The organism is Pannonibacter phragmitetus DSM 14782, from assembly GCF_000382365.1.
GTDB lineage: Bacteria > Pseudomonadota > Alphaproteobacteria > Rhizobiales > Stappiaceae > Pannonibacter > Pannonibacter phragmitetus.
On the sequence record NZ_KB908224.1, the window covers coordinates 107643 to 134060 of the forward strand.

The following is a 26418-nucleotide window of genomic DNA, read 5'->3' on the forward strand; positions in this document are numbered from 1 at the left end:
GCGGCGATTATGGACAGGGCTTGTGCCCGGAACAAGGTTGACCCGGACAATAAAGGGGAGGAATGAGTATCGGGACAGGCCTTGCGGTCCGGCACGTGGTGCCGGTGCCACAGGGCATGAAGCCCATAACTCACACGGGATGCCATGAGTATCAAGACCCGCATGGCCGAAAGGCTGACTTCGATCTTTTCCCCCGCTGCGCTGGAGGTTCTGGACGAATCGGACCGGCACAAGGGGCACGGCGGATGGCGGGAGGGCGGAGAGACCCATTTCCGCATCCGTATCGTGGCCGAGGCTTTCTTCGGGATGAGCCGCGTGGCCCGTCACCGCGCCATAAACGATGCGGCTGCGGAGTTCTTCGCCGAAGGGCTGCATGCGCTCGCCATCGAGGCGCGCACGCCGGATGAACCGGACCCGCGCGCCCGTCAGGTCAGCCAGCCGGCCGGCTGACGTCTAGCGTGTTCCGCTGTCGGAGGAGGGCTGCGCTTCCCGCTTCTGCGGCGCGGGGCGCTGGTCCTTGGCTGACAGCGGCATGACGCGCAGACGGGTGATGCGGTTCTTTTCCCGCCGCAGCACCGTGAAGCGGAAGCCGTGGAAGGTGAAGATCTGGCGCTCTTCCGGGATCATCCGCGCTTCATGGATGACAAGCCCGGCGATGGTTGTCGCCTCGTCATCGGGCAGGGCCCAGTCGTTGGCGCGGTTGAGGTCGCGGATCGGCACCGAGCCGTCGACGATGACAGAACCGTCCGCCTGCGGGCGCACGCCGCTCAGCTCGACATCGTGCTCATCGGCAATTTCTCCGACGATTTCCTCGATGATGTCTTCCAGCGTGACGATACCCATCACCTCGCCATACTCGTCGATAACGAAGGCGAAGTGGGATTTCCGCTTCAGGAAGGCGTTGAGCTGGTCCTGCAGGCTTGTTGTGTCCGGCACGAACCAGGGCGGCGTGGCGATTTTCATCACGTCCATTTTGGAGAAATCGCCGTCGGCAGCTTTCAGGGCGCGCAGCAGATCCTTGGCATGCAGCACGCCGACGAAGTTGTCGCTCTCTCCGCGCCACAGCGGCATGCGGGTGTAGGGCGCGGCCAGTGCCGCATCGACGATCTTGGATACATCCTCGTCGACATTCAGGGCCATCATGCTCGTGCGGTGGACCATGACGTCGGAGACTTCCAGCTCGGCAAGGTCGAGAAGGCCGCCCAGCCGGTCGCGGTCGGCCTTCACCAGCCCGCCCTCCAGGTGCTGCAGGTCCACGGCACCACGCAGTTCCTCATGAGCGGAGAGGATCGAGGCATTGTCATCCACCCGGATGCCGATGGCCCGCATCAGCAGCCGGACGATGACTTCGATGCCCATGACGACCGGGCCGAAGATGGCAACGATGATCCGCACCGGCCGGGCTACGGCCAGAGCGAAACGGTCCGGGTTGGAGATGGCCCAGGTCTTGGGCATCACCTCGGACAGCACGACCACGAGCACGGTCATCACCAGTGTCGCCAGCGCCACACCCGCCTCGCCGAAAAGGCTGAGGAACAGGCTTGTGGCGAGCGACGACGCCAGAATGTTGACGATGTTGTTGCCCAGCAGCAGGGCGCCGATGAGGCGTTCCCGTGCGGCGATCAGCTTGCCAACGATGCCAGCGCGGCTGTCGCCCGCCTTTTCCATCTGGTGAATGCGGGCGCGGGAGGCAGCCGTCAGAGCCGTTTCGGAGCCGGAGAAAAAGCCGGACAGAACGAGCAGGCACAGGATCGCGCCGCCGGTGAACCAGAGGGTGGTGTCGTTCATCGGGTTAGTTTCTCCTTCAGGAATTCAAGCACGGCGGCCGTGTCTACGCCCTTTTCCACGAAGGCCTGTCCGATGCCCCGGGTCAGGATGAAGGTGAGCGCGCCGCGGCTGACCTTCTTGTCCTGAGCGATGCTGTCAAGGAGGGTTTCGGCCGGTGGCAGCTGGCCGGGGATCTGATGCATGCGGACGGGCAGGCCCACCTTGACCAGGTGGGCTTCGACCCGCTCCACATCCGCTTGCGGCAGCAGGCCGAGGCGGGCGGAGAATTCATGTGCCAGCATCATGCCGATGGACACGCCTTCGCCGTGGACGAGCCGGGTGCCGTCATATTCGACCGCTGATTCCAGCGCATGGCCGAAGGTATGGCCAAGGTTCAGCAGCGCCCGCTGGCCGCTTTCCCGCTCGTCGGCGCCGACAACGGCTGCCTTGGCTGCGCAGGAGCGCGCCACCGCTTCCTCACGGGCGGAGGTGCCGTCGAAGATGCCTTTCCAGTTGAGGTCGAGCCATTCGAAGAAGTCCGCGTCGCCCAGAAGGCCGTATTTCACCACTTCGGCATAGCCGGCACGGAATTCGCGGTCCGAAAGCGTGTCGAGAATGGCCGTATCCGCCAGCACAAGGGCCGGCTGGTGGAAGGCGCCGATCAGGTTCTTGCCATGGCGGGAGTTGATGCCCGTCTTGCCGCCGACGGAGGAATCCACCTGGGACAGCAGAGTGGTCGGCATCTGGATGAAGGTCATGCCCCGGCGCACGGAAGCCGAAACGAAACCTGCCAGATCCCCCACGACGCCGCCGCCAAAGGCGAGAACCGCGTCGCCGCGCTCCAGCCGCGCGGCCAGAACCTCGTCGCACAGGCGCTCGAACTGGGCATAGCATTTGGTCTGCTCGCCCGGCGGCACGGTGATGACCGTGTGCTTCAGCCCGGCAGTCTTCAGGCTGGCCGACAGGGCAGGCAGATGGGTGCGGGCGACGGTTTCGTCGGTGATGACGGCGAGCCTTGCGCCTGGCATGAGGGCTGCAATGCGCGCACCGGCGCTCGTCAGCACATCGCGGCCGATGACGATGCCGTAGGAGCGCTCGCCCAGGTTCACCGGCACGGTTACCGGCTCTGCCGCAGTCTCAAGTCTGTCAGCCATTTTGGCCCTCTTCGCTGTTCGTCCCGCCTGTGCGCAGGTTCAGATGGCTTTCGACAGCCGAAATCACGTCTTCCATCACCACTTCATGCGGCACTTCCCGGGACCAGACGGTGCTGTCGGCGAGGGCATAGACGGGCTCGCGCTTTTCCAGAAGCTGGCGCATGGTGCCTTCCGGATCGGCATTTTGCAGCAGCGGCCGCGTCGGGCGCTTGCGGACCCTCACCATCACGGTGGCAAGGTCGGCGCGCAGCCACACGGACAGGCCATGGGCCTTGATCGCGTTGCGGGTCGCCTCGCTCATGAAGGCGCCGCCACCGGTGGCAAGCACCTGCGGACCCTGCTGCAGCAGGCGGGCGATCACCTTTTCCTCGCCGCGGCGGAATTCCGGCTCGCCGTGCAGGGCGAAAATTTCGGAGATCGTCATGTTGGCTGCCGTTTCGATCTCGGTATCGGCATCAACGAAATCAAGGCCCAGGCGTTGGGCAAGGCGGCGCCCGACGCTGGATTTGCCGCAGCCCATGATGCCGACAAGCACGATTGAGCGGTTTCCAAGGGCGGTGACGATCCGGGCCGCACGTGCGTCCTTCACCTGTGTGCCCGATGCGGCTGCGTTCACCTTGGCCCTCCCTGAACGGTTCATGAAGCGCCTTTTAACATATTCCGGCAAAAAACAAGCGGCTTGCTCGGGGCTCGTGTCTGCCGCACAAAGAAAGCTGCGCAGACTGCCGATTCTCCTTGCTGTTTCTCCGGGAATTTTGCCGTGCCGACCTTGACCCGCCTGATCCTGGTTCTGGCCCTTCTGGGGGCAACGGGCTATGGCATCGTCTTTTCACTGGCGAATTTTGTCCATCCGAGCGAGCGGGAGATCACCGTGCGGGTGCAGAAGGATGGCTTTGCCCGCTGACGGGCGGCCACAAGGGTGCAGCCAGCATGAACAGCAGCATCGAAGCCTTTCTGGAAATGATCGCAGCCGAGCGGGGTGCGGCGCTCAACACGCTGGAAAGCTACCGGCGCGATCTGGAGGATTTTTCAGACTTTCTGGGCTCCACCGCGCCGCAGTCGGCGGGCCAGGACGATATCTCCGCCTATCTCGGCGATCTGGCAGGGCGCGGCTTTGCGCCGTCCTCGCAGGCGCGGCGGCTTTCTGCCCTGCGCCAGTATTTCAAGTTTCTGTATGCCGAAGGCATGCGCACGGACGATCCGACCCGCACGCAAGGGGCGCCGAAGCGCCGCCAGTCCCTGCCCAAGGTTCTCTCCGAAGACGAGGTGGACCGGCTGATCGAGGCCGCGCGCAGCTCTGCAGATACGGTACAGGCAGGGGACGATGAGGATGCGCAGACTGCCGCCAGCCGCCGCCTCAGGGCAGCCCGGCTCTACACGCTGCTCGAAGTGCTTTATGCCACGGGCCTGCGTGTGTCCGAACTGGTGGCCCTGCCGGTGAAGGCGGCGCTGCGCGATGCGCGGCTCATCGAAATCAAGGGCAAGGGCGGCAAGGAACGGCTCGTGCCGCTGAGCTCAAGGGCGCAGACGGCGATGAAGGATTATGTGGCCCTGCGCACAGGGGCAGGCGCCTTCATTGCCAGCCCCTGGCTGTTTCCCTCCTATGGTGAAAGCGGCCATTTCACCCGGCAGGCTTTTGCCCGCGACCTGAAGGCGCTGGCCGCCTCTATCGGTCTTGATGTGCAGAAGGTCTCGCCCCACGTGCTGCGCCATGCCTTCGCTTCGCATCTCCTGCAGAACGGTGCGGACCTGCGCGTGGTGCAGCAGCTGCTGGGCCATGCGGATATTTCCACAACGCAGATCTACACCCACGTCCTCGACGAGCGCCTGCAGGCCCTCGTCGAAGCCCATCATCCGCTGGCGAAGCGGTAGGGTTTCGAGTCACTTCGGCATCAAGGCCCAATAGTCGAAGTCCAGCACCACATTGTCCGCATAGACGCCATCTGCCGTGGCATAGGGGAAGTCCGCGCAAGGGGTGTTTCTGGTGGCGACGAGCCGCAGGCGCAGCGCGCCCACATCCTCGCGGCCGTCGATCGCTGCCGCATCGATGACTTCCGACCAGGCATAGACCGTATCGCCTGCAAACAGCGGAGCTACGTGGCGCCCGGCATTGATGGCGGCGATGTGGAAGGCGGCGCCCAGTCCGTTGAAGGAAAGGGCGCGGGCCAGTGAAATCACGTGGCCGCCATAGATCAGCCGCTTGCCGAACCGGCCCTTGCCTTCGGTGTGCTGGTTGAAATGCACCTTGGCCGTGTTCTGGTAAAGCCGGGTGGCGAGCTGGTGCTCGGCCTCTTCCACCGTCATGCCGTCCACGTGGTCGATGCGTTCGCCGGGCACATAGTCCCCAAAGCGGAAGCGGCTGCCGGCCAGATCACTGTCCCAATTGGCCGTGTCGAGCAGCGGCACTGCATCGCCAAGAGCATCCGGCGCAATGCTCTCGGGCAGGGTCGGGACAACGGGCGCAGGCGCCGGATTGCCGGGGTCCCGCTTGTTGACCATGACCCAGCGCACGTAATCCAGAACCTCGGTGCCATCGGATTTGTAGCCGGTGGAGCGGACATAGACGACGCCGGTCTTGCCGTTGGAGTTTTCCTTGAGGCCGATCACTTCCGACACGGCAGACAGGGTGTCGCCGGGATAGACGGGGGCAAGGAAGCGCCCGCCCGCATAGCCGAGGTTGGCCACGGCATTGAGGGAAATGTCCGGCACCGTCTTGCCGAAGACAATGTGGAATGTCAGCAGGTCGTCGATGGGCGCGGCCGGATAGCCCAGTTCCTGCGCAAAGGCATTCGAACTTTGCACCGCAAAACGCGGGCCGTAGATGGCGGTGTAGAGCGCCACGTCACCGGCGGTCACCGTGCGCGGGGTTGCATGCCGGATCACCTGGCCGATCCGGAAGTCCTCGAAGAAATTGCCCGCGCTGGTCTTGCTCACGTCCCGCCTCCCAAATCGTTGCATCTGCAGATGATTAAGACCGCTGCCCGGCTCCGGGGCAAGGGGAACCTTGGTTGAAGGCTTTGGGACAAGCTGGCGCAGGGCAGGACAGGCGCGGGGGAGGGCAGGCGCGGGGTTGGCGGCAGCGTCCCCTGCCTTTATAACCGCCTTCCGCGCCGCATACTGGGGCCTGCCGGATGGCAAGGAGCATGACTGACATGGCAAACGAGTTTCCGCAGGACCTGATCGACGGTTATGGCCGCTATCTCCAGAAGGGCTATGTCCGCTTCCGCGAGCAGCAGGAAAAGCTGGCGATTTATGGCCAGAAGCCCGAGGTGCTGGTCATTTCCTGCTGCGACAGCCGCGTCGCGCCGGAAGGTGTGTTCCATGCAGGTCCCGGTGAGCTTTTCGTGGTGCGCAACGTTGCCAATCTGGTGCCGCCATTTGAGCAGACCGAAGGCCAGCACGGCACCAGTGCCGCGCTGGAATATGCCGTGCGCGTTCTCAAGGTGAAGCATATCGTCATCATGGGCCATGCCAAGTGCGGCGGTGTGCAGGCCTTCCGTCAGAACGCCAATGCGCCGCTGGCGACGGGCGAATTCATCGGCCGCTGGATCAAGCTGCTGGAGCCTGCTGCTATCGCCATGGCCTGCATGCCGGTGGACCGGCTGGATGATCCGCAGCTGGCGATGGAATATGCCGGTGTGCGCCAGTCGTTGAAGAACCTGCGCACCTTCCCTTTCATCGATCAGGCCTGCACCAGCGGTTCTCTCAAGGTTCACGGCGCCTGGTTCGATATCGGCAGCGGAGAGTTGCGGGTGATGGACCCGGAAACCGAGCGGTTCGAGACATGCGCCGGCTACGAGATAATTGAAGCCGCACAAGGCTGAGGCGGCTGGAAAAAGAACGGGAAGGGGCAGGGGTGGAGAAGCCGCCGCCTGCCCTTCTGTCTTTGCACCGTCCTGAGGTCAGCCCCTGGGCGAAACCAGTACGAGGCTCCAGAATACCTTGTACTTGGAGGAGGGGCTGTATGCGGTGGCAATGCCCATGCGGGTCACGCGCTCATCCAGCATCACCTTGTTATGGGTGGGCGATTCGCGCCAGCCGGAGAAGGCCTCAGCCAGCGTGCGGTAACCGGCGCTGACGTTCTCGACGCCATAGGACTTGCTCTCGCCGATGGCATCCAGCCGGTTCTTCAGCTGGTTCTGCGGGTAGAGCGAGGCGCGGATATCATCCGCTGCCGCGATGACCCTTGCCTGCTGCTGGGCAAGGGAAATCAGGACCGGGTCCGCGACAACGCGGCCGCGTCCGTTGTTTTCCCGGTACTGGGAAATCATCTGCTGGGCCGTCGCCTGATCGATAACGGCGTTCACACGTGCCAGATCCCGGTAATAGGGCGGGACGTCAGCCGGTGTCTTGCTCTGGCAGCCAGCCAGCAGCAGCGCGCCGCCCAGCATCATGGAACCTGTCAGGATCTCGCGCCTGGAAGCAATGGCTTCCTCATCAAAATGCATGTCTTCGCCGCCTCTTGTCCGGTCGCCCCGCAACCCGCCGAATCGTATGCGCACATTAGGCCGGAATTCCGGCGCCGGGCGATAGACGGCGCGTGGAATGCTCAACACTTAATATATTTCTGGTTGCATACCTGTAATTTTTTCCAATCAGCCTCGCCAAAGAACGGGTTTTCCGCTGGATGCTTCTGGAAAATTAAGCAAATCATGTTTCATATTGCCGCCAAGACCGCCACCCGGAATGAGCGGCCGGAAAAAGACAACTCAAGGCAATTGCGGGGCAGCTACTTGGGATCGCCAGCTGAAGAACCAATCAAGGTACTTGTTGCCGATGACAGCGCAACGGTGCGCAAATTCATCGAGCGTGCGCTGCAGTATTCGGGGTATGACGTTTCGATCACTGCAGCGGCAGACGGAAAGGAAGCCGTTGACCTTCTGAGCAAGAACGCATTCCAGATTGCCTTCCTTGACATCAACATGCCGCAGCTCAACGGCGTTGAAGTCATGGCGGCCATTCAGGTGATGGGCTCCAAGACTTTCGCCGTTTCAATGTCCGACGGTCTGGATGAGGCGGCAGAGTCCAAGCTCAAGAACTTCGGTGCCTACGACTTTCTGGCCAAGCCTTTTACCGCTGCTCAGGTCAAGCATATCCTCGATGTCTTTCAGGCCATCAGCACGCCCTTTGACGTTCTGATCGTCGACGACTCGACCACGGTACGCAAGATCGTGCGCAAGGTGCTGGAGCGGTCGATCTTCAAGCTGAACATCGTCGAAGCCGGGGACGGTGCGGCTGCCATCAAGCTGGTCAGCGAAAAGCCCTACCGGGTGATCTTCACCGATTTCAACATGCCGAACATGACGGGTCTGGAACTGGCCGAGCGGTTGTCGAGCGTGGCGCGCGGCTCGGATGTGATCCTGATGTCGACCGAATACAACGACACGCTGGATTCAGCCGCCGAGAAGGTGCGGGCCCGTGCTTTCCTGCGCAAGCCCTTCTATCCGGCGGACGTGGACAGCATCCTGCACCACCTCTTCGGCCTGCGCCATTCGCGCTTCTCCAAACAGGTACGCATGTTCGCCATGACGTGATGCGGGCCGCCTGAGGGCCGCCCGCTCACTGACAAGCCCCTTCAGCGCTTGCCCGCCTCCAGCACATCTTCAAAGGTCCGCAGACCCGGCACTGGCGAATTGACCAGAACGGCCATGTTGCCCGGCGCATGCTGGTTCTTCCACATCTTGGTGTGGGCCTTCGGGATCTGGTCCCAGCCGAAGACTTCCGACATGCAGGGATCAATACGCCGGTCGATGACGAACTTGTTCGCTTCGGACGCCTGCTTCAGGTGGGCGAAATGCGAGCCCTGAATGCGCTTCTGCCGCATCCAGACGTAACGGGCATCGAAAGTGATGTTGAAGCCTGTCGTGCCCGCGCAGAAAACCACCATGCCGCCGCGCTTGACCACCAGAGCCGAGACCGGGAAGGTCTGCTCGCCCGGATGCTCGAACACCATGTCCACGTCATTGCCCTTGCCGGTGATGTCCCAGATGGCCTTGCCGAACTTGCGCGCTTCCTGCGTCCAGGTGTTGAACTCGGGCGAATTGACCTTGGGCAGCTGGCCCCAGCAGTTGAAATCCTTGCGGTTGATCACGCCCTTGGCACCCAGCGACATGACATAGTCGCGCTTGTCCTCGTCCGAGATGACGCCGATGGCATTGGCCCCGGCAGCGGCAGCCAGCTGCACGCCGAAGACGCCCAGGCCGCCCGAGGCGCCCCAGACCAGCACATTCTGGCCCGGCCGCAGCTGGTGCGGTGCATGGCCGAACAGCATGCGGTAGGCAGTCGCCAGCGTCAGCGTGTAGCAGGCCGCCTCTTCCCAGGTCAGGTGCCTGGGGCGCGGCATCAGCTGCTGCGACTGGACGCGGGCGAACTGGGCGAAGGAGCCATCCGGCGTCTCGTAACCCCAGATCCGCTGGGTGGGCGAGAACATCGGGTCGCCGCCATTGCACTCCTCGTCGTCGCCGTCATCCTGATTGCAATGGATGACGACTTCGTCGCCCACCTTCCAGCGCTTCACCTTGGAGCCGACGGCCCAGACAATGCCCGAGGCATCGGAGCCGGCGATATGATAGGCGCTCTTGTGGCTGCCGAAAACGGAGATGGGCTCGCCAAGCGCGGCCCAGATGCCGTTGTAATTGACGCCCGCCGCCATCACGAGAACCAGAACCTCGTGGCTGTCGAGCGTCCAGGTCGGCACCACTTCCAGCTTCATGGCCTCTTCCGGCGGGCCGTGCCGGTCCTGCCGGATTGCCCAGGCATACATCTTCTCCGGCACATGGCCGAGGGGCGGGATTTCGCCGATTTCGTAAAGATCCTTCAAGGGTGTGTCCCCCTTCGTCAGATTGTCATTTGCCTCGGATGCGGCCTGCGATGCTGCCTGTGCCACGGTCGCCATGGGTGTCCTCCTCCACTCCGGCATGAAACTGCCAGCCCCGGCTCTTGCACGCCTCCCTGCGGCGCAGGACTATTGCAGCGCAGCAGCGGTTGGGTGCGAAAGACCCGCTATCGCGCAACTATCCGTCTAAAATGGCGTTTGATCTATACGACTATTGCTTAACTTGCGTTGCGTCAGCTTGCCCCGTTTTGCGGTGCACAGAAGGTCAGGGCGCCGGGTGCGCAGGGCGGGATCAGGTAAGCGGACGCGTTCCGGTCACCTTCTCCACGATGGCACGGGCAATCTCATGCTCGCCCATGATGATGGTGCCCACACCAAGGCCTGCGAGATGGTCCACCTCCGCATCGAAATGCGCGCGGGCGATGATCTCGATCTCCGGATTGGCGGCCTTGGCCTGAAGGACGATCTGCCCGGCCTCGAAAGCGTTGGGAATGGCAATGATCAGCCGCCGGGCTTCTGCGATGTTGGCCGCCTGCAGCACGTCCTGACGCGCGCCATTGCCAACGATCACCTCGATGCCGGCTTCCTTCAGCGCGGTCAGGGACTTGTCCGCATCCTCGATCACCAGCAGTGGTTCGCCTGCAGCCTGCAGCTCCCGCCCGGTGAGGCTGCCGACCCGGCCGAAGCCGACGAGAATGGTATGCCCGGTCTGGCTGGTGGCCTGCACGACCGGCGTCTTCGCCTGCTTTTCCGCAGGTTGGGCCGCCGGTGCAGCGGCAGCACCTTCCTCCTGTGCTTCCGTCCTGGGCTTCAGCCAGTCGATTGCGGCGAAGAACAGCGGGTTGAGCAGGATGGACAGGATGGCACCGGCAAGAATGAGATCTCGCCCCTGATCCGGCAACAGGTTCAGCTTGCCTCCAAGCTCGGCGAGAATGAAGGAGAACTCGCCGATCTGGGCAAGACTCGCGGCAATGGTCAGCGCGGTCTCCCGCGAATGCCCGAAGAGCCGGACAATGACAAAGGCCGCAACGGACTTGCCGGCGACGATGATGAAGACCGTTGCCATGACGGGCAGCGGCTCCTCGATGATGCTGGCCGGGTCGAACAGCATGCCGACCGAGACGAAGAACAGCACGGCGAAGGCATCGCGCAGGGGCAGGGATTCCTCGGCGGCCCGGTGGCTGAGCTGGGATTCGCTCAGGATCATGCCGGCGAAGAAGGCCCCCAGGGCCAGCGACACGCCGAAAAGCTTGGCCGCGCCAAAGGCGACGCCCAGGGCGATGGACAGCACCGCAAGGCGGAACAGTTCGCGCGAGCCGGTGTGGGCAATGTAATGCAGGATCCAGGGGATCACCCGCCGCCCGATGATCAGCATCAGCGCCACAAAGGCCGCAACCTTGACCAGCGTCAGACCCAGGACGCCCCAGATGCCAAGGCCAAAACGGGCGGCCAGCGGATCGGGCGCGATGGTACTTTCCCCGCCGATGACGCTGGCAATCGCGGGCAGGATGACAAGCGCCAGCACCATGGCCAGATCTTCGACGATCAGCCAGCCGACCGCGATGCGCCCTTGTTCCGTCGCAACGAGGCGGCGCTCCTGCAGGGCGCGCAGCAGCACCACGGTGCTGGCGACAGACAGGGCAAGGCCGAAGACGAGCCCGGAGCGCAGCGGCCAGTCCATCATCCAGGCAAGGCCTGCCCCCATCAGCGTCGCGGCGAGGATCTGCACCAATGCGCCCGGCACGGCAATCGCCCGCACCGACAAAAGGTCCTTCAGCGAGAAATGCAGCCCGACGCCGAACATCAGCAGGATGACGCCGATCTCTGCAAGTTCGGGCGCGAGATTCTGGTCGGCCACGAACCCCGGGGTGTGCGGACCCACCAGCACGCCCGCGATCAGGTAGCCCGCCAGAGGCGGCAGCTTCAGCCGGTTCGCAATTGCCCCCAGAATGAATGCGATGCCAAGTCCGGCAACGATGGTGGCAATCAGCGGCGTGTCATGGGGCATATGGCTGTTATCCTTCTGGAACTTTCTTTTTGATTGAGTTCGTCCGTGCGGTGCAAGTGCCCCGCCGGCAAAAAGCGGCGGGGCAGGTTGTTTTTATAGGCTCAGGCTTGCGCCGCCGGTTCGGCAGCCGGTGTTTCCGCCTTTTTCTGGCGGCGTTTGCGCCAGTCACCGAGGAACAGCAGGATCGGTGCGGCGATGAACACCGATGAACTGGCTGCCACCACGATGCCGAACACCATCGGCACGGCGAAGCTCTCCACCGCGCTGCCGCCCCAGATGGCCATGGGCAGCATGGCCAGGAAGGCGGTGATCGAGGTGTAGAGGCTGCGGCCGAGGGTTTCGTTGATCGATTTGTCGATCATCTCCCGCAGCGGCATCTGCTTGTAGAGGCGCATGTTCTCGCGCATCCGGTCATAGACCACCACCTTGTCATTGACCGAGTAGCCGACGAGCGTCAGCAGCGCGGCAATGGCCGTGAGGTTGAAGTCGATGCCGGTGAGCGCGAAGAAGCCCGCCGTCTTGGTCACGTCCAGCACCAGTGTGGCGATGGCGCCGACCGCAAATGGCCATTCGAAACGGGCCCAGATGTAGAGCAGCATGGCAAGGCTTGCCAGAATGACGGCAAGGATGCCGGCTGCCGCCAGTTCGCCACTCACCTTCGGCCCCACCACTTCCGTACGCTCGATCTGAGAACCGGGGGCGATCTGCCCAAGGCTGCTGCGGATGGTGTTGACGGCTGCCGTCTGCGCTTCCTCGCTGCCCGGCTGACGCTCGGCCCGCAGCAGAACGTGGGTGGGATCGCCGAATTGCTGCAGGGCGATTTCGCCAAGGCCCAGCCCGCCCAGTCCGCTGCGCAGGCTGGCAAGATCGGCGGGCCCTTGCGTTGTCACCTCCATCTGGATGCCACCCCGGAAGTCCACGCCGAGGTTGAGGCCCGGCTTGATCAGCAGGGCCACCGAGGCAAGCGACAGGAAGATGGACATGCCGATGCCGATGAAGCGCCCGCGCATGAAGCGAATGCTGGTGCCGTCGGGGATCAGGCGGAAGCCGAAGGGCGGTTCGATGACCAGCTTCTTCAACCGCCACCTGCGCACGCTGGCCGTCATGATGACCCGGACGATCGACACGGCGGTGAACATGGAAATCGCAATGCCGAGGCCCATGGTGACGGCAAAGCCGCGCACCGGGCCGGTGCCGAACCAGAACAGCAGGACCGTGGCAATCAGTGCCGTGACGTTGGAATCCACAATCGTCGCATAGGCGCGCCTGAAGCCGGCATCGAGCGCCGCATGGGCACTGAGCCCCTTGCGTGTTTCCTCGCGGATGCGCTCGTTGATCAGCACGTTGGCATCCACTGCAAGGCCGATGCCGAGCACGATGCCCGCTATGCCGGGCAGCGTCAGCGTCGCGCCCATCAGGCTGAGGGCGCCCAGCGTCAGCAGCACGTTCAGCGCCAGTGCGAAATTGGCGACAAGGCCCCAGCGGCCGTAGAGCACCATCATGAAGGCAAACACCAGGCCGAAGCCGGCGATGCCGGTTTCAACGCCCCTTGCAATGGCATCGGCCCCCAGATCCGCACCGACGGTCCGCTCCTCGATGACGGTGAGCGGGGCAGGCAGGGCGCCTGCACGCAGCAGGGCGGCAAGGTCAGCAGCTTCCGCAATGGTGAAGTTGCCGCTGATCTGGCCCGAGCCGCCGGTGATCGGCTGCTGGATGACCGGTGCGCTCAAGACCTTGCCATCCAGCACGATGGCGAAGGGCTTGCCGGTGTTGGTCTTCGTGATTTCGGCAAACTGCCGTGCGCCGCTGCTGTCAAAGCGGAACAGCACCAGCGGGGCGCGGGTCTGCGGATCAAAGCCTGCCCTTGCATCGGCCAGCCGCTCGCCGGACAGGGCGGCACGGTTTTCGACCGGATATTGCGTGCCGCCTTTGACGGCGGGGAGCAGGCTGACGCCGGCTGGCAGGCGTGCGCCCGGTGCGGCATCGGCCAGCATGTGGAAGGAGAGCTTGGCGGTGCTGCCGAGAAGCTCGCGGATGCGGGCCGGGTCCTGCACGCCGGGCAATTGCACCATGATGCGGTCCCCGCCCGCCCGCTGGATCACGGGCTCGGCGACACCGGCCTGATCGATGCGCATGCGGATGATCTCGAGGCTCTGGGCCACGGCCGCACTGATGCGGTCGCGGATGCCTTCTTCCGTCAGCTTCATCTCCAGCGTGCCGGGGCTGGTGCGGGTGATGGTCATGTCCGGCGCTCCGGCCATGCCGGGCATCAGTCCGCCAGCGGCGTTGATCAGCGGGCGCAGCGCTTCCACGGCGGCGTCCGTCTGCCCATCATCCTTGAGGGCGATGGTGACGGTGCCGTCCCCGGCGCGCAGGGACGTTGTGGCAATGCCGGCGCTGGTCAGGCTCTGACGGGCCTGCCGCTGCAGATCGTCGATCCGGTCCTTCAGCAGGGCCTTCGTGTCCGTTTCCAGAACGAGATGCGATCCGCCGCGAAGATCGAGGCCCAGGGTGACGGGCTGTTTCGGCAGCCAGCCGGGCAGGCTGGCCAGTTGTGAGGGGGACAGGAAATTGGGCAATGCCGCCAGCAGCCCGAAGATGATGACAGCCAGATAGGCTGCAAGCACCCAGCGTGATTTGCGCATGGTGTGATGATCCATGGAACGGCACGCCCGCGCGGAACCAGTCCTGCGCAAGCGTCAGCCGTGGAGGAAAACAGGGGAACTCAGGTCAAAATGGGCATCGTGCCAAGGCGCTGAGATGCTGACGCATCACGCCTTGAAGATGCTCAAGTCCGTCAGGCCGCAGCCGGAGGTGCGCGGGCATCAAAATCGCGCGGCAGTGCCAGTGCGGGCAGGGCAGGGGAAACCGCTGCCTGTGCCAGCCGTCCGGCCTGCGGAAGGTTCTCTGTGCCTGAGGGGGCTAGGCCAGCCGGATCAGACCCTTGCGGAGGCGGGGAGAGGTGACGGTCCGGCCCGGACTTGCGCCATTCTGCCGTGGCATTGCGCCAGGCGTCTCTGGCGCGCTGGGCCGCTTGCGCGGCCTGTCCGGCGCTGGCAAGCCCGGCCTCGGCCCTTTGCAGATCCGGCCGGGAGATTTGCTCCGGCAGGGCCGTCCATTGCAGGGCGGCCAGAAAAGTCAGCAGCAGGAATTTGAACAGAACCGGCGCGAGGCGGGATGCGCCTGCGGTCCTGTCTTTTACATCCTGTCTGCTGTGTGCCGGTGTCATGCCATGTCCGGAGCGGGCCGCCATTCCGGGACATTCACCCGGCCGATGGGCCCAACATAGGGGCTCGTGCTGCCCTTTGCCAGCCATTGCGGCCGGAAAACCGGTATTTTGCCGGTGCCCTCACATGAAGACAGCCCCGCGCGGGGGCTGTCCTTGTCTTGCGGCGGTGGCAGCGGGTTTCAGCCGGCGCGGACGCGGCGGACGAAGCCCTCCACCTTGCCCTTCAGCTCTTCGGCCTGGCCGGAGATGCCGTTGGACGCACTCACCACGTCGCGGGCGATGTGGCCGGTCAGTTCTGCGGCCTCGTTCACGTCGGTGATGTTGCGGGAGACTTCCACGGTGCCGGTCGCCGCTTCCTCGACATTGTGCAGGATTTCGGTGGTGGCCTTGTACTGCTCGTCGATGGAGCCGGAGATCATGCCGGCAATGTCGGAAATTTCGCCCACGACCGAGCGTATGCCCTGAATGGCGCCCACCACATTCGAGGTGCCCGACTGCACGTCGGAAACCAGCGAGGCGATTTCTTCCGTGGCCTTGGCCGTCTGGGCTGCAAGGTCCTTCACTTCCGTCGCCACAACGGCGAAGCCACGCCCGGCTTCTCCTGCACGGGCTGCCTCGATGGTGGCGTTGAGGGCGAGAAGGTTGGTCTGGGAGGCGATCTGGTTGATGAGGTTCACGATCTCGCCAATCTTCTGGGCCGCCTGAGCCAGACCCTCGGCCATGTTTCCGGCGCGTGCTGCCTCGGTGTTGGCCTTGACGGTGATCTCGGCAGATACCTGCACCTGACGGCTGATCTCGCGGGTCGAGTTCGACATTTCCTCAGTCGCGGCGGCTACGGTGCGCACGTTGGCTGAAGCCTGTTCGGACGCAGCGGCCACGGCTCCGGCGCGGCTGGAGGTGCGCTCGGCCTGAGTGCCCATCTGCCCGGCATTGCGCTCCAGATTGAGGGCGGCCTCTGCCAGCGCCTGAGCCACGCCCATGACATCGGCTTCAAAGCCGGAGGCCAGTGCGTCGAGCTCCTGGCGCCGCATGGCTTCGGCCCGGGCTTTCATCTCTTCCTTTTCCTGCTCCGCGCTGCGGATCTGGATGGCATTGTCGCGGAAGACGGTCACGGCCTTGGCCATTTCGCCGATCTCGTCGTCACGCCCGGAGCTGGGGATCGGAATGTCGAGGTTGCCATGGGCAATCTGGCTCATGGCGCCGGTCATGGCATTCATCGGGCGGATGACCTTGGCCGCAATGATCCAGAAGGCAGCAGCTGCGGTCAGCAGCACGAAGGCCATCAGGGCCAGCGTTGAATAAAGGCTGCTGGCAGCCTCCGCCCGCAGGGTTTCGATGCGTTGCAGGGCTGCTTCGAAGGCAGCGTCGCGGACAGCCAGAACGGCGGGCCACAGCGCGACACCGCGCTGGCGGTAGGCGTTGCCGTCGATGCTGAACTGGCCCGTGGCAAAGCCTGGCTGCACATCCGCCTTCAGGGAAGCGAAGGCATCCACATAGTTGGCCTTGGCCCCCGCAATCGCAGCCTTCACGGCCGGATTTGCGCCGGGCTTGTCTGCCTCCTTGATGATCTCGCTCCAGATCTGCCGGACTTCGCCATCGAGGCGGGTGAAGGTCTCAAGCTGTTCCGGGGTGAGCGCCTTTCCGCCCACGACGAAGCCCTGCATCATGCCGGCCTGACGGCCGCCCGTATCACGCAGCTGCCAGACGGTGCGGGCCAGCTTGCTGTAATCGAGTGCAACGCCATCGACTTCGGCGAGAATTTCCATCTCGCGGTCAATGGTGTCGAGGATCGTCCTGTTCATGTTCGCAGAGGCCGAGAAGGTCTCCTGCGAGGCTTTGCGGCGCTGCTCCAGCGGGGAGGAATAGACCAGACGGTCGTTCGCGGCCCGCATCTGAAGCCAGTCAGCCTGGCTCTTCTTCACGATGTCTGCGGCGGCGGCACTTGCCGGCTCGAGCGCGGCAAGCTCTGCTGCTGCGTCCAGTGCCTTCGTAAAGGCTGCGTCCGTCGGCTGGCGGCTCTTGGTGATGTCGGCCTCGCGCGAGCGTTCGGCCGCAGTTTCGGAATCCAGAAGAAGAGTGATCAGGCCCCGCTCCGCGTTCGCATTCGCGGGGATGTCAGACAGGGCCTGCATCGTCTTAACGCGGGCGTTGGCAAGGCTATATTTCTGAAGCCTCGAGTTCGATTCAATACTTATCCATCCTGTGATCAGACATGCCGTCGCAGCAAGTGTTCCGACAACGGCCCTAAGGATTAATGACAATCTCATGTGACTGACTTCCTGATTTCAACCTGAATATACTAGAGGTAATTGCGTGTTAATTTTCTATTATTTGACGTAACGGCAAATTTGATGGGTACGGTATTTTTCTTATGAAAATTATTTCATTTGGTGAAATTATATTGCGCCGCAACAGGGCGACTTTTGGCGAATTTATCCGCTGCCGTTCAGGCCTTATCGTGCCGGGATGGATGACGGCTTGCAGAGCCGGGTGGAGGGTGTCCGCATGAGTGATGACAGGATGATGGGCGAGGGTGGCCGGAGGCGGGATGAGCCCTGGATCTTCCGCACCTATGCGGGCCATTCCACGGCGGCCGATTCCAACAGGCTCTACCGCGCCAATCTGGCCAAGGGTCAGACGGGTCTTTCCATCGCATTCGATCTGCCGACGCAGACCGGCTATGATCCGGATGACCTGCTGTCGCGCGGCGAGGTTGGCAAGGTGGGCGTGCCGGTGGCGCATCTGGGCGACATGCGCACCCTGTTTCAGGACATTCCGCTGGAGCGGATGAATACGTCCATGACGATCAACGCCACCGCCCCCTGGCTGCTGGCGCTTTACGTGGCTGCAGCCGATGAGCAGGGGGCGGACCGCAAGCGGCTGGCCGGCACCACCCAGAACGACATCATCAAGGAATATCTCTCGCGCGGCACCTATGTCTTCCCGCCCGCGCCCTCGCTGCGGCTGACCACGGATGTGATCGCCTGGACCTACAGCGAGATGCCGAAGTGGAATCCGATGAATGTCTGCTCCTACCATCTGCAGGAAGCGGGGGCGACGCCGGTGCAGGAGTTGTCCTTCGCGCTGGCGACGGCCATCGCCATTCTGGATGGCATGAAGGCGAGCGGGGCCATTCCGGAGGCGGAGTTTCCGCAGGCGGTGGGCCGCATTTCCTTTTTCGTCAATGCAGGCATGCGCTTCATCACCGAGATGTGCAAGATGCGCGCCTTCACCGAACTCTGGGACGAGATCTGCCGCGACCGCTACGGCATCGCCGATCCGCGCTACCGCCGCTTCCGCTATGGGGTGCAGGTCAACTCGCTGGGGCTGACCGAGCCGCAGCCGGAGAATAATGTCTACCGCATTCTGATCGAGATGCTGGCGGTGGTGCTGTCGAAGGACGCCCGTGCCCGCGCCGTGCAGCTTCCTGCCTGGAACGAGGCGCTGGGCCTGCCCCGGCCTTTCGATCAGCAATGGTCGCTGCGCATGCAGCAGATCCTCGCCTATGAGACGGACCTGCTCGATTATGACGATATTTTTGATGGCTCCTCCGTCATCACCGCCAGGGTGGAAGAGCTGAAGGCCGAAGCGCGGGCGGAGCTTGCGCGGATCGATGCCATGGGCGGGGCAGTCGCTGCCGTCGAAACCAGCTACATGAAGCAGCAACTGGTGGAGGCGAACAGCCGCCGCCTTGCAGGCATCGAGAGCGGCGAGCAGATCGTCGTCGGCGTCAACCGGTGGACCGAAAGCGAGCCTTCGCCGCTGGCGGCCGGGGAAGATGGCGGTATCCTGACCGTTTCGGCGCATGTGGAAGATGAAGCCATCGAGCGCATCAAGGCCTGGCGTTCCGCCCGTGACGGGGCCGCTGCGGAGGCCGCGATTGCGGAGCTGAAGGCGGCGGCGCGCGAAGGGCGCAACATCATGGAGCCTTCGATTGCTGCGGCAAAGGCGGGTGTCACCACCGGTGAGTGGGGCGCAGCGCTGCGCGAGGTCTTCGGCGAGTACCGCGCCCCCACCGGCGTTGGCCGTGCCGCACGGGATGATGCAGGCGATGTGGCGGCGGTGCGCGAAAGCGTGGAAGCCGTCTCGCGCAAGCTGGGCCGCAGGTTGAAGTTCCTTGTCGGCAAGCCGGGCCTTGATGGCCATTCCAATGGCGCGGAGCAGATTGCCGTGCGCGCCCGCGACTGCGGCATGGAAGTGGTTTACGAGGGCATCCGCCTTACTCCGGCGCAGATCGTCAATGCGGCGCTGGAGGAGAGCGTGCATGTCATTGGCCTGTCGATCCTCTCCGGCTCCCATCTGGCGCTGGTGCGCGATGTGCTGGAGCGGCTCCGGGCGGCAGGCATTGCTGACGTTCCCGTCGTCGTTGGCGGCATCATTCCGGACGAGGATGCCCGGACGCTGAAGGCCATGGGCGTTGCTGCCGTCTATACGCCGAAGGACTTCCAGCTCACCGGCATCATGGCCGATGTGGTGCGCATTGCCGGCGAGCAGGGAGAGCGGGCGGCCTGAAGCGGCTACACCCCGAACATCAGCCCGCAGCCGAACACGACCAGCCCGGCGCCGATCCAGGCGCCGGGGGCGGGCATTTCGCCGGTGCGCCACCACAGGAGCGGCAGCTGAAGCGCAGGCGTCGTGGCCGACAGGGTGGAAATGATGCCCACCTTGCCGCCGGACAGCGCAAACAGCACCAGCGTCATGCCCACGCCCATGCCGATGAAGCCGGACAGGGCCGTCCAGCCGGCAATCCTGAGCGTGAGCGGGTTCGCCGGTTTAAGATAGGCAAAGGGCAGGGCGCCGAGGCAGACAAGGCCAAGCGCGGCGATGCCGATGCGCACGGCCGAGGCCACAACCGGATCTACGCCCGTTTCCATCACCGGACGGGCAATGAGCGAGCCGATGGACTGGGAGAGTGCGGCCGCCAGCCCGAGCAGAAGGCCGATCCACAAAGGCCCCTTGATGCTTTCCCATGTGTGCAACTGCGACCGGCGCTTGCCGAAGGCGATGGACAGCATCACCCCGGCAAAGCAGATGATGACACCGGCCAGCACCTGCCCGCTCAGCGCCTCGCCCAGCACCAGCCACCCCAGAACGGCAGACATGGGTGCGTTCAGCGAGAACAGCATGGCGGTGCGGCGCGGGCCCATGCGGTTCAGCGTCAGGAACAGGGCCGTATCGCCGATGAAGATGCCGATGAGGCCGGAGAGCACCAGCGCGCCCATGTGCTCATAGCCGAGCGAGCCCCAGCCGGGCCCAACGGTCACCGCAGCGGCCAGCATGGCAAAGACCATCAGCATGCGCAGCCGGTTGAAGGCAATTGCACCCAGATGGGAGGACGGTGTGGCGGAGATGATGCCGCCGTAAGCCCAGAGGGCCGCCGCCGCGAGCGCGGCGATTTCATAGATGGGCATGATGATGGGGGTCAGGCCGGTTGGGCCGCTCCTGCTGGGCCGTTCCAGGCCGCGTCGAAGAAGGACTTCTCTAGTGCGCACATGTGCACAAATCGCTCCATGGCCCGGTTTCTCTCAGTTTCCGTGAGGCGGGCGGCGGTCCGGTTCATCTCGTCCCGCAGGAAGGTGACGAAGCCTTCGAAGCCGGGGCCGGCGTGCAGATCGATCCACTCGGCCAGCCAGAATTCGGCCGGGCGCGGCTTTCTGGCCTCACGCTCGCCCCAGGTCAGATAGACCCATTCGGCGCAGAGCAGGCAGGCAAGCCCTTCCTCGTAGCTCGCCTCGGCGGCCTCCAGCAGCAGGCTGGCGAAGGCGCGGGTGACAGGCCCCTGTGCGGCCTCAAGATAGACCTCCGGCGCCACATCGAGTGCGGCGAAGGAGCGGATGAAATAGTCGTTTTCATTTGAAGTCAGCAGCGCCAGGAACGCCGCAAACGGCCGCTTGGCCTCCATGTCCGGCGCCTTGGCCACCAGATAGCCGATGACGGAGGCCAGATCCGTGATGAAGGTGTAGTCCTCGATGAGATAGCGCACATAGGCCTCGCGCGGCATGGTGCCGCTGCCGATGGCATGAGTGAAGTGATGCTCCGTGGCGGCAATCCAGTTCTGCCCCGCTGCCTGCACCAGCTGGTCCGAAAAGCGTGTGCCGGCCTGCCCGGCGGCTCGGGCGTCTTCAGTGCCTGTCATCCGTTTCCTCCATTTGCCGTCAGTGTGCCCCTGCGGGGTGAGTGCGGCGTTTGTCTTTGGCGGCAACATAAAGCTGAAAAGCCCCGGATGTTCAATCCGGGGCTTTTCCTGACAGGATCTGTTCAGTGCTGCGGGATCAGGCGGCCTGCTTCTTCGGCTTGATCAGGCCGCGGTTCACCAGAACCTCGGCGATCTGCACGGCGTTGAGGGCAGCACCCTTGCGCAGGTTGTCGGCTACGACCCAGATGTTGAGGCCGTTCTCCACCGTGGCATCCTCGCGGATGCGCGAGATGTAGGTGGCGTCTTCACCGGCGGTCTCGTAAGGCGTGATGTAGCCGCCGTCCTCGCGCTTGTCGATGACGAGGCAGCCCGGCGCCTCGCGCAGGATGTCGCGCGCTTCATCGGCCGAGATCGGCTTCTCGAACTCGATGTTGACGCTTTCCGAGTGGCTGATGAACACCGGAACGCGCACGGCGGTGCAGGTGACCTTGATCTTCGGATCGAGGATCTTCTTGGTCTCGGCCAGAACCTTCCACTCTTCCTTCGTGTAGCCGTCTTCCATGAACACGTCGATGTGCGGGATGACGTTGAAGGCGATGCGCTTGGTGAACTTCTGGTTCTCGACCGGATCATTCACGAAGATGGCGCGGGTCTGGTTGAACAGCTCTTCCATCGCCTCCTTGCCGGCGCCCGAAACGGACTGGTAGGTGGAGATGACGACGCGCTTGATGGTGGCCGCGTCATGCAGCGGCTTCAGCGCCACGACGAGCTGCGCGGTGGAGCAGTTCGGGTTGGCGATGATGTTCTTCTTGGTGAAGCCGGCAACTGCGTCCGCATTCACTTCCGGCACGATCAGCGGCACTTCCGCGTCGTAGCGCCAGGCGGAAGAGTTATCGATGACGACGCAGCCCTGTGCGCCGATCTTCGGTGCCCATTCCTTGGCAACGCTGCCGCCGGCGGACATCAGGCAGATATCGGTGTCGGAGAAATCATAGTTTTCCAGCGCCTGCACCTTCAGCGTCTTGTCGCCGAAGGAGACTTCGGTGCCCTGCGACCGGCGCGAGGCCAGCGGCACGACTTCAGCTGCCGGGAAGCCGCGCTCGGCCAGAATGTCCAGCATTTCGCGGCCCACATTGCCCGTGGCACCAACAATGGCGATCTTGTAGCCCATGAATTCCTCTCTCATCCGTCTCCCCGCTTGCCCGGCGGGCCCGCACACGCGGCACCTGCCCGGCTCTCCGGCGCCCGCCCATCCCGGGGGAGCGCGGGACGAGAGGCACCGTCAAACGGTGGTTTTAGCGGTGGTTTTAGTGAGTTTGGTCGCGGTGGTCATAAGACGAGCGGCAGCAGCGCTGGCCGGAGCCATCGCCTCAATGCCCATGTCTGCGGCAGCAAGCCGGAACATCATCGTCTCAATCCACACTCTCTAACGGCAGGACCGGCCACGCTTTTGGCGGGAATTGCGGCTGTTGTCAATGTTTGATTGGCTGGAGGCCGCTCCACCTCAGGGGTTGAGCGGTGCGGTCCGGTTCCGCCCCAGCGTGGGGACGGCGACGATGAAGGCGCAGGCCGCACAGGCGGCGATGGCGCCCACCATGGGCAGCACACTTCCGTCGAAGAACGGGCTGGCCAGCACCAGCATCAGGGCGCCAGCCAGCATCTGCAGCGTGCCGCCGAGAGACGAGGCAAGGCCTGCGTTCTCGCCGTGATCGTCCAGCGCCATCACCATGGTGGGCGCAATGACGAGACCAAGGCAGGCATTGCCGAGGAAGAGCAGCACCATCACCAGGGCCAGAGCATCGAAGCCGAAGGCCACCAGCGTCACCAGCACCCCGTTGCACAGGGCAAAGCCGGCGACGGCCAGAAAGGCGACGCGCGCCATGCCATGCTTGCGCCCGAGCCCGGCCGCGAGCTGCGACGTGCCGAAAAAGCCGATGGCATTCAGCGCGAAGGCAAGGCTGAAGCCCACCGGGCTCATGCCGTAGTGGCCGGTATAGACAAACGAGGCCGCGCCGATGAAGACGAAGAAGCTCGCCATGCCGAAGCCGCCCGTCATCGTCAGCCCGAGGAAGCGGGCATCGCGCATCAGGTCAAGGCAGCCTCCGAAAATGGCTTTCGGCCGCAGCGGCATGCGCCGCTCCTGCGGCAGGGTTTCGGGCAGCTGCCAGGCAGTGAGGGCCATGGCCAGTGCTGCGGCGAGGCCAAGGGCCACGAACAGGAACCGCCAGCTTCCCACCGCAATGATGGCCGAGCCGGTGAGCGGTGCCAGCATCGGCGAGATGCTGATCACCAGCATCACGAGCGCCATCAGCTGGGTGGCTTCCGTGCCGGTGTGCATGTCGCGCACGATGGCGCGCGGGATGACCATGGCAGCCGCGGCGCCCAGGGCCTGTACGAAACGGCCGAAGACCAGCCAGTTGATATCCGGGGCCAGCGCACAGATGGCCGATCCGGCAATGAACACGGCAAGCCCTGCGTAAACAGGACGCTTGCGGCCCAGCCAGTCGGCCATCGGCCCATAGATCAGCTGGGCAAGGCCAAAGGCAAGGAAATAGGCGGTAAACGTCATCTGAGCAGCGCTGGCGGTCGTGCCAAGGCCAGCCGTGATCTGCGGCAGGGCCGGCAGATAAAGATCGACCGCAAAGGGGCCAATGCAGGAAAGCAGGCCAAGCACAAGGGCAAGGCGCGAGAAGCCGCGTGTCATGCTGGGTGTCCGCAGAAGGAGAGCGTGGGAATGGCCGGCGGCACTCAAGTGGCCAGCCGGCGGATGTTGGGCCATCCGCACTAGATGCCTGAGTAAAAACCCGGCGGGGGCTTCTGTCCAGAATTTATCTGCAGTCTGACACCCCGAGCCTTGCGGGCTGTTGCGCAACTGCCGCAGTTCCGGGCTCTGCGTCACAAAAGCTTCATGGCTCTGTCACCACAGCTTCGTCTGCGCTGCCTAGCGTGCCCCGTCTTTCAACCAAACATCTCGCTTCGGGGGAGCATCATGATTTCTCTGCGCAGCCAGCTTCTGGCTGGTTTTTCCGTTTTGGCTGCGGTTTCACACGCATCTGCCGCCGACACCTATTTCACCCGCATCGCCACCATGCCGGTCTACAAGACGCTGGCCGAAGGCGTTGATCCTGCGACGCAGACTTCTGCCGAGATCATCACCGCGACGAAGGATGGCCAGACGCTGGTCTTTTCCGACAGCCCCGGTGAAGCCGTGGTGTTCGTTGACATCGCCAATCCGGCTGAGCCGAAGCCGGCCGGCCGCATCGCCATGGGCGGTGAGCCCACTTCGGTAACGGCGGCGCAGAAGTTCATCCTCGCCGGTGTCAACACCAGCCCGAACTACACCGAGCCGTCGGGCCATCTGGCTGTCATCAGCCTTGCGGACAAGTCCATCGCTGCGACCTGCGACGTGAAGGGCCAGCCGGATTCGGTTGGTATTTCGCCGGACGGCAAGTTCCTGGCGGTCGCCATCGAGAACGAGCGCGATGAAGAGCTGAACGAAGGCAAGCTGCCGCAGATGCCGGCTGGCCATGTCGCCATCTTCGATCTGGATGCCGATGGCATGCCCGTCAACTGCGATGCAGCCCGCATCGTCGATGTCACCGGCCTTGCCGAAATCGCACCGGAAGATCCGGAGCCGGAATTTGTCTCGATCAACGAAGACAACGTCGCGGTCCTGACGCTGCAGGAAAACAACCATCTGGCCCTCATCGACCTTGCTTCCGGCAAGGTGACGGCACATTTCTCAGCCGGCACCGCCAGTGCGGAAGCTGTTCCGGTCGCCAAGGGTGCCAGCTCCGACGCCTCGGGCAACACCGAGAACGTCAAGCGTGAGCCCGATGCCGTGGCCTGGCTCGGCAATGACCGCTTCATCACCGCCAACGAAGGCGACTATGAAGGCGGCTCGCGCGGCTTCACCATCTGGAACACCAAGGGTGAAGTGCTCTACGACAGCGGCAACAAGCTTGAGCACATCGCCATGATGACCGGCCACTATCCGGCCAAGCGCGCGTCCAAGAAGGGCAACGAGCCGGAGGGCGTCGCCATCGGCGAGTTCGGCGGCCAGTCGCTGATCTTCGTGAACTCCGAGCGCGCCAATATGGTGTCGGTGTTCAAGGACACGGGCGGCGAGCCGCAGTTCCTGCAGATGCTGCCCACCCACGTGGCTCCGGAAGGCGTGCTGGCGATCCCGTCCCGCAATCTGTTCGTTGTCGCCAACGAAGCGGACAGCGCCGAAGATGGCCTGCGCTCGCAGGTCGGCATCTATGAATTCGGCGCGGACAAGCCGGCCTATCCGGTGCTGACCTCCGCCATCGATCCGGAGACCCGTGCTCCGATCGGCTGGGGTGCGCTCTCGGGTCTTGCGGCTGACAAGACCGACCCGAACAAGCTCTATGCGGTTTCGGACAGCTTCTATGACAAGGCCCGCATCTACACGCTGAACCTGTCGAAGAGCCCGGTGGAGATCGCTTCCTACGTGAACATCACCGGCGGCTCGCCGAAGAAGTTTGACATGGAAGGTATTTCGCTGGCTAAGGATGGCGGTTTCTGGCTCGTCAGCGAAGGCAATCCGGAGAAGGAAGGCGTGCCGCATCTCCTGGTCAAGGCTGACGCCGATGGCAAGGTGACGGAAGAAATCAGCCTGCCTGAAGCTCTCGTTGCCCAGTCCAAGCGTTTCAGCTTCGAAGGCGTTGCCGAGTTCGAGCGTGGCGGCAAGACGCTGGTCGTGACGGCGATCCAGCGCGAGTGGGGCGATGATGCCAAGGGCCTCGTCAAGCTTGGCATCTACAACCCTGCGGACAAGTCCTGGGGCTTCGTCCACTATCCGCTCGACAAGCCGAAGAGCTCTGCCGGCGGCTGGATGGGCCTTTCCGAAATCACCCATCTGGGCGGCGAGCGTTTTGCCGTGCTGGAGCGTGACAATCAGGGCGGCGAATTTGCTGCCATCAAGCAGGTCACCGTGATCGATCTTGCCGGCATCGAGCCGGTTGCCCTCGGCGGCACCCTGCCGGTGGTGGAGAAGACCGTGAAGCTGGATCTGATCCCGGCGCTGGCCTCGACCAAGGGCTGGCTGCTCGACAAGCCGGAAGGTTTCGCCGTCACCGCCGATGGCCGGATGATCCTCGTCACCGACAACGACGGCGTCGACGATGCGCCGGGTGAAACCCAGATCTTCACCCTTGGTTCGGTGGACAAGCTGAACTGATCTCTTCCGCAGATGCCATCACCGGAGCCCGGGCCTCACGCCCGGGCTCTTTTCGTTTCAAACGGCAGGCGGGCGAAGAGCCTTGG

General features: G+C 63.8%; 21 protein-coding genes. 7 read left to right on the forward strand and 14 right to left on the reverse strand.

What is annotated here, in order from left to right:
- The first annotated feature begins 144 nt into the window (after positions 1-144).
- Positions 145-450, forward strand: a complete 306-nt coding sequence (locus H163_RS22925) for a BolA family protein (RefSeq protein WP_019965380.1) — start codon at positions 145-147, stop codon at positions 448-450.
- Positions 451-453: 3 nt separating this feature from the next.
- Here H163_RS22925 and H163_RS0114805 read toward each other — a convergent pair whose 3' ends face one another.
- From H163_RS0114805 to H163_RS0114815, 3 genes are read right to left on the reverse strand one after another with little or no spacing between them, the layout of a single operon-like run.
- Complete coding sequence (locus H163_RS0114805) at positions 454-1788, reverse strand: HlyC/CorC family transporter (RefSeq protein WP_019965381.1); 1335 nt, start codon at positions 1786-1788, stop codon at positions 454-456.
- Entirely contained in the window at positions 1785-2921 is a 1137-nt protein-coding gene (gene aroB / locus H163_RS0114810) for a 3-dehydroquinate synthase (protein WP_019965382.1), read from the reverse strand. The genes H163_RS0114805 and aroB overlap by 4 nt, the downstream gene beginning before the upstream one ends.
- Positions 2914-3537: a shikimate kinase gene (locus H163_RS0114815; protein ID WP_244296168.1), complete on the reverse strand. Its 624-nt coding sequence runs from the start codon at positions 3535-3537 to the stop codon at positions 2914-2916. The genes aroB and H163_RS0114815 overlap by 8 nt, the downstream gene beginning before the upstream one ends.
- Before the next feature lie 144 nt (positions 3538-3681).
- On the opposite strand from H163_RS0114815, the gene H163_RS24585 reads away from it, so the two are divergent.
- Both H163_RS24585 and H163_RS0114825 read left to right on the forward strand, forming a co-directional pair.
- On the forward strand, positions 3682-3825 hold the full coding sequence (locus tag H163_RS24585; RefSeq protein ID WP_019965384.1) for a hypothetical protein: 144 nt from the start codon (positions 3682-3684) through the stop codon (positions 3823-3825).
- Positions 3826-3851: 26 nt separating this feature from the next.
- Positions 3852-4793: a site-specific tyrosine recombinase XerD gene (locus tag H163_RS0114825; RefSeq protein WP_019965385.1), complete on the forward strand. Its 942-nt coding sequence runs from the start codon at positions 3852-3854 to the stop codon at positions 4791-4793.
- A gap of 9 nt (positions 4794-4802) precedes the next feature.
- Here H163_RS0114825 and H163_RS0114830 read toward each other — a convergent pair whose 3' ends face one another.
- Complete coding sequence (locus H163_RS0114830; protein WP_019965386.1) at positions 4803-5855, reverse strand: MaoC family dehydratase; 1053 nt, start codon at positions 5853-5855, stop codon at positions 4803-4805.
- A gap of 209 nt (positions 5856-6064) precedes the next feature.
- On the opposite strand from H163_RS0114830, the gene H163_RS22930 reads away from it, so the two are divergent.
- Positions 6065-6745 (forward strand): carbonic anhydrase, encoded by a 681-nt coding sequence (locus H163_RS22930; protein WP_040678993.1) that lies wholly within the window; start codon positions 6065-6067, stop codon positions 6743-6745.
- 78 nt (positions 6746-6823) lie between these two features.
- Here H163_RS22930 and H163_RS0114840 read toward each other — a convergent pair whose 3' ends face one another.
- Positions 6824-7369, reverse strand: coding sequence for a CAP domain-containing protein (locus H163_RS0114840; protein WP_019965388.1), 546 nt, complete (start codon positions 7367-7369; stop codon positions 6824-6826).
- A 285-nt stretch (positions 7370-7654) separates the two neighbouring features.
- Here H163_RS0114840 and H163_RS0114845 point away from each other — a divergent pair, with 285 nt between their 5' ends.
- A complete protein-coding gene (locus tag H163_RS0114845) occupies positions 7655-8455 on the forward strand; it encodes a response regulator (RefSeq protein WP_040679022.1) in 801 nt (266 codons plus the stop codon).
- A gap of 41 nt (positions 8456-8496) precedes the next feature.
- Here the strand turns inward: H163_RS0114845 and ccrA are convergent, their stop codons facing one another.
- The 5 genes from ccrA to H163_RS0114870 form a co-directional block, all read right to left on the reverse strand.
- Positions 8497-9816, reverse strand: coding sequence for a crotonyl-CoA carboxylase/reductase (gene ccrA / locus H163_RS0114850; RefSeq protein ID WP_019965390.1), 1320 nt, complete (start codon positions 9814-9816; stop codon positions 8497-8499).
- Positions 9817-10048: 232 nt separating this feature from the next.
- Entirely contained in the window at positions 10049-11764 is a 1716-nt protein-coding gene (gene ybaL / locus H163_RS0114855) for a YbaL family putative K(+) efflux transporter (RefSeq protein WP_019965391.1), read from the reverse strand.
- 101 nt (positions 11765-11865) lie between these two features.
- Entirely contained in the window at positions 11866-14409 is a 2544-nt protein-coding gene (gene secD / locus H163_RS0114860) for a protein translocase subunit SecD (protein ID WP_026355885.1), read from the reverse strand.
- A gap of 152 nt (positions 14410-14561) precedes the next feature.
- Positions 14562-14993, reverse strand: coding sequence for a hypothetical protein (locus tag H163_RS0114865; RefSeq protein ID WP_026355886.1), 432 nt, complete (start codon positions 14991-14993; stop codon positions 14562-14564).
- A 179-nt stretch (positions 14994-15172) separates the two neighbouring features.
- The gene (locus H163_RS0114870) at positions 15173-17125 is read right to left on the reverse strand and encodes a methyl-accepting chemotaxis protein (RefSeq protein ID WP_019965394.1); all 1953 of its coding nucleotides are present in this window, start codon (positions 17123-17125) and stop codon (positions 15173-15175) included.
- Positions 17126-17498: 373 nt separating this feature from the next.
- On the opposite strand from H163_RS0114870, the gene H163_RS0114875 reads away from it, so the two are divergent.
- The gene (locus H163_RS0114875) at positions 17499-19505 is read left to right on the forward strand and encodes a protein meaA (protein WP_174234538.1); all 2007 of its coding nucleotides are present in this window, start codon (positions 17499-17501) and stop codon (positions 19503-19505) included.
- 5 nt (positions 19506-19510) lie between these two features.
- Here H163_RS0114875 and H163_RS0114880 read toward each other — a convergent pair whose 3' ends face one another.
- The 4 genes from H163_RS0114880 to H163_RS0114900 form a co-directional block, all read right to left on the reverse strand.
- Positions 19511-20404: a DMT family transporter gene (locus tag H163_RS0114880; protein ID WP_019965396.1), complete on the reverse strand. Its 894-nt coding sequence runs from the start codon at positions 20402-20404 to the stop codon at positions 19511-19513.
- Positions 20405-20415: 11 nt separating this feature from the next.
- Positions 20416-21129: a TenA family protein gene (locus H163_RS0114885; RefSeq protein ID WP_019965397.1), complete on the reverse strand. Its 714-nt coding sequence runs from the start codon at positions 21127-21129 to the stop codon at positions 20416-20418.
- A gap of 136 nt (positions 21130-21265) precedes the next feature.
- Positions 21266-22300, reverse strand: coding sequence for an aspartate-semialdehyde dehydrogenase (locus tag H163_RS0114890; RefSeq protein WP_019965398.1), 1035 nt, complete (start codon positions 22298-22300; stop codon positions 21266-21268).
- Between the two features lie 333 nt (positions 22301-22633).
- Positions 22634-23833, reverse strand: coding sequence for a multidrug effflux MFS transporter (locus H163_RS0114900; RefSeq protein ID WP_019965400.1), 1200 nt, complete (start codon positions 23831-23833; stop codon positions 22634-22636).
- 285 nt (positions 23834-24118) lie between these two features.
- Between H163_RS0114900 and H163_RS0114905 the strand changes: the two genes are divergently transcribed.
- Entirely contained in the window at positions 24119-26332 is a 2214-nt protein-coding gene (locus H163_RS0114905) for an esterase-like activity of phytase family protein (protein ID WP_019965401.1), read from the forward strand.
- The last annotated feature ends 86 nt before the right edge of the window (positions 26333-26418 follow it).

What these genes read in the sequence shown, in the direction of transcription:
- H163_RS22930 (WP_040678993.1), top strand. Translation starts at nt 6,065, where the DNA reads ATGACTGACATGGCAAACGAGTTTCCGCAGGACCTGATCGACGGTTAT.
- H163_RS0114890 (WP_019965398.1), bottom strand. Translation starts at nt 22,300, where the DNA reads ATGGGCTACAAGATCGCCATTGTTGGTGCCACGGGCAATGTGGGCCGC.
- ybaL (WP_019965391.1), bottom strand. Translation starts at nt 11,764, where the DNA reads ATGCCCCATGACACGCCGCTGATTGCCACCATCGTTGCCGGACTTGGC.
- H163_RS0114875 (WP_174234538.1), top strand. Translation starts at nt 17,499, where the DNA reads ATGAGTGATGACAGGATGATGGGCGAGGGTGGCCGGAGGCGGGATGAG.
- aroB (WP_019965382.1), bottom strand. Translation starts at nt 2,921, where the DNA reads ATGGCTGACAGACTTGAGACTGCGGCAGAGCCGGTAACCGTGCCGGTG.
- H163_RS0114825 (WP_019965385.1), top strand. Translation starts at nt 3,852, where the DNA reads ATGAACAGCAGCATCGAAGCCTTTCTGGAAATGATCGCAGCCGAGCGG.
- H163_RS0114880 (WP_019965396.1), bottom strand. Translation starts at nt 20,404, where the DNA reads ATGCCCATCTATGAAATCGCCGCGCTCGCGGCGGCGGCCCTCTGGGCT.
- H163_RS0114840 (WP_019965388.1), bottom strand. Translation starts at nt 7,369, where the DNA reads ATGCATTTTGATGAGGAAGCCATTGCTTCCAGGCGCGAGATCCTGACA.
- H163_RS0114870 (WP_019965394.1), bottom strand. Translation starts at nt 17,125, where the DNA reads ATGCAGGCCCTGTCTGACATCCCCGCGAATGCGAACGCGGAGCGGGGC.
- H163_RS0114905 (WP_019965401.1), top strand. Translation starts at nt 24,119, where the DNA reads ATGATTTCTCTGCGCAGCCAGCTTCTGGCTGGTTTTTCCGTTTTGGCT.
- H163_RS0114805 (WP_019965381.1), bottom strand. Translation starts at nt 1,788, where the DNA reads ATGAACGACACCACCCTCTGGTTCACCGGCGGCGCGATCCTGTGCCTG.
- H163_RS0114900 (WP_019965400.1), bottom strand. Translation starts at nt 23,833, where the DNA reads ATGACACGCGGCTTCTCGCGCCTTGCCCTTGTGCTTGGCCTGCTTTCC.
- H163_RS0114865 (WP_026355886.1), bottom strand. Translation starts at nt 14,993, where the DNA reads ATGACACCGGCACACAGCAGACAGGATGTAAAAGACAGGACCGCAGGC.
- H163_RS22925 (WP_019965380.1), top strand. Translation starts at nt 145, where the DNA reads ATGAGTATCAAGACCCGCATGGCCGAAAGGCTGACTTCGATCTTTTCC.
- secD (WP_026355885.1), bottom strand. Translation starts at nt 14,409, where the DNA reads ATGCGCAAATCACGCTGGGTGCTTGCAGCCTATCTGGCTGTCATCATC.
- H163_RS0114885 (WP_019965397.1), bottom strand. Translation starts at nt 21,129, where the DNA reads ATGACAGGCACTGAAGACGCCCGAGCCGCCGGGCAGGCCGGCACACGC.
- ccrA (WP_019965390.1), bottom strand. Translation starts at nt 9,816, where the DNA reads ATGGCGACCGTGGCACAGGCAGCATCGCAGGCCGCATCCGAGGCAAAT.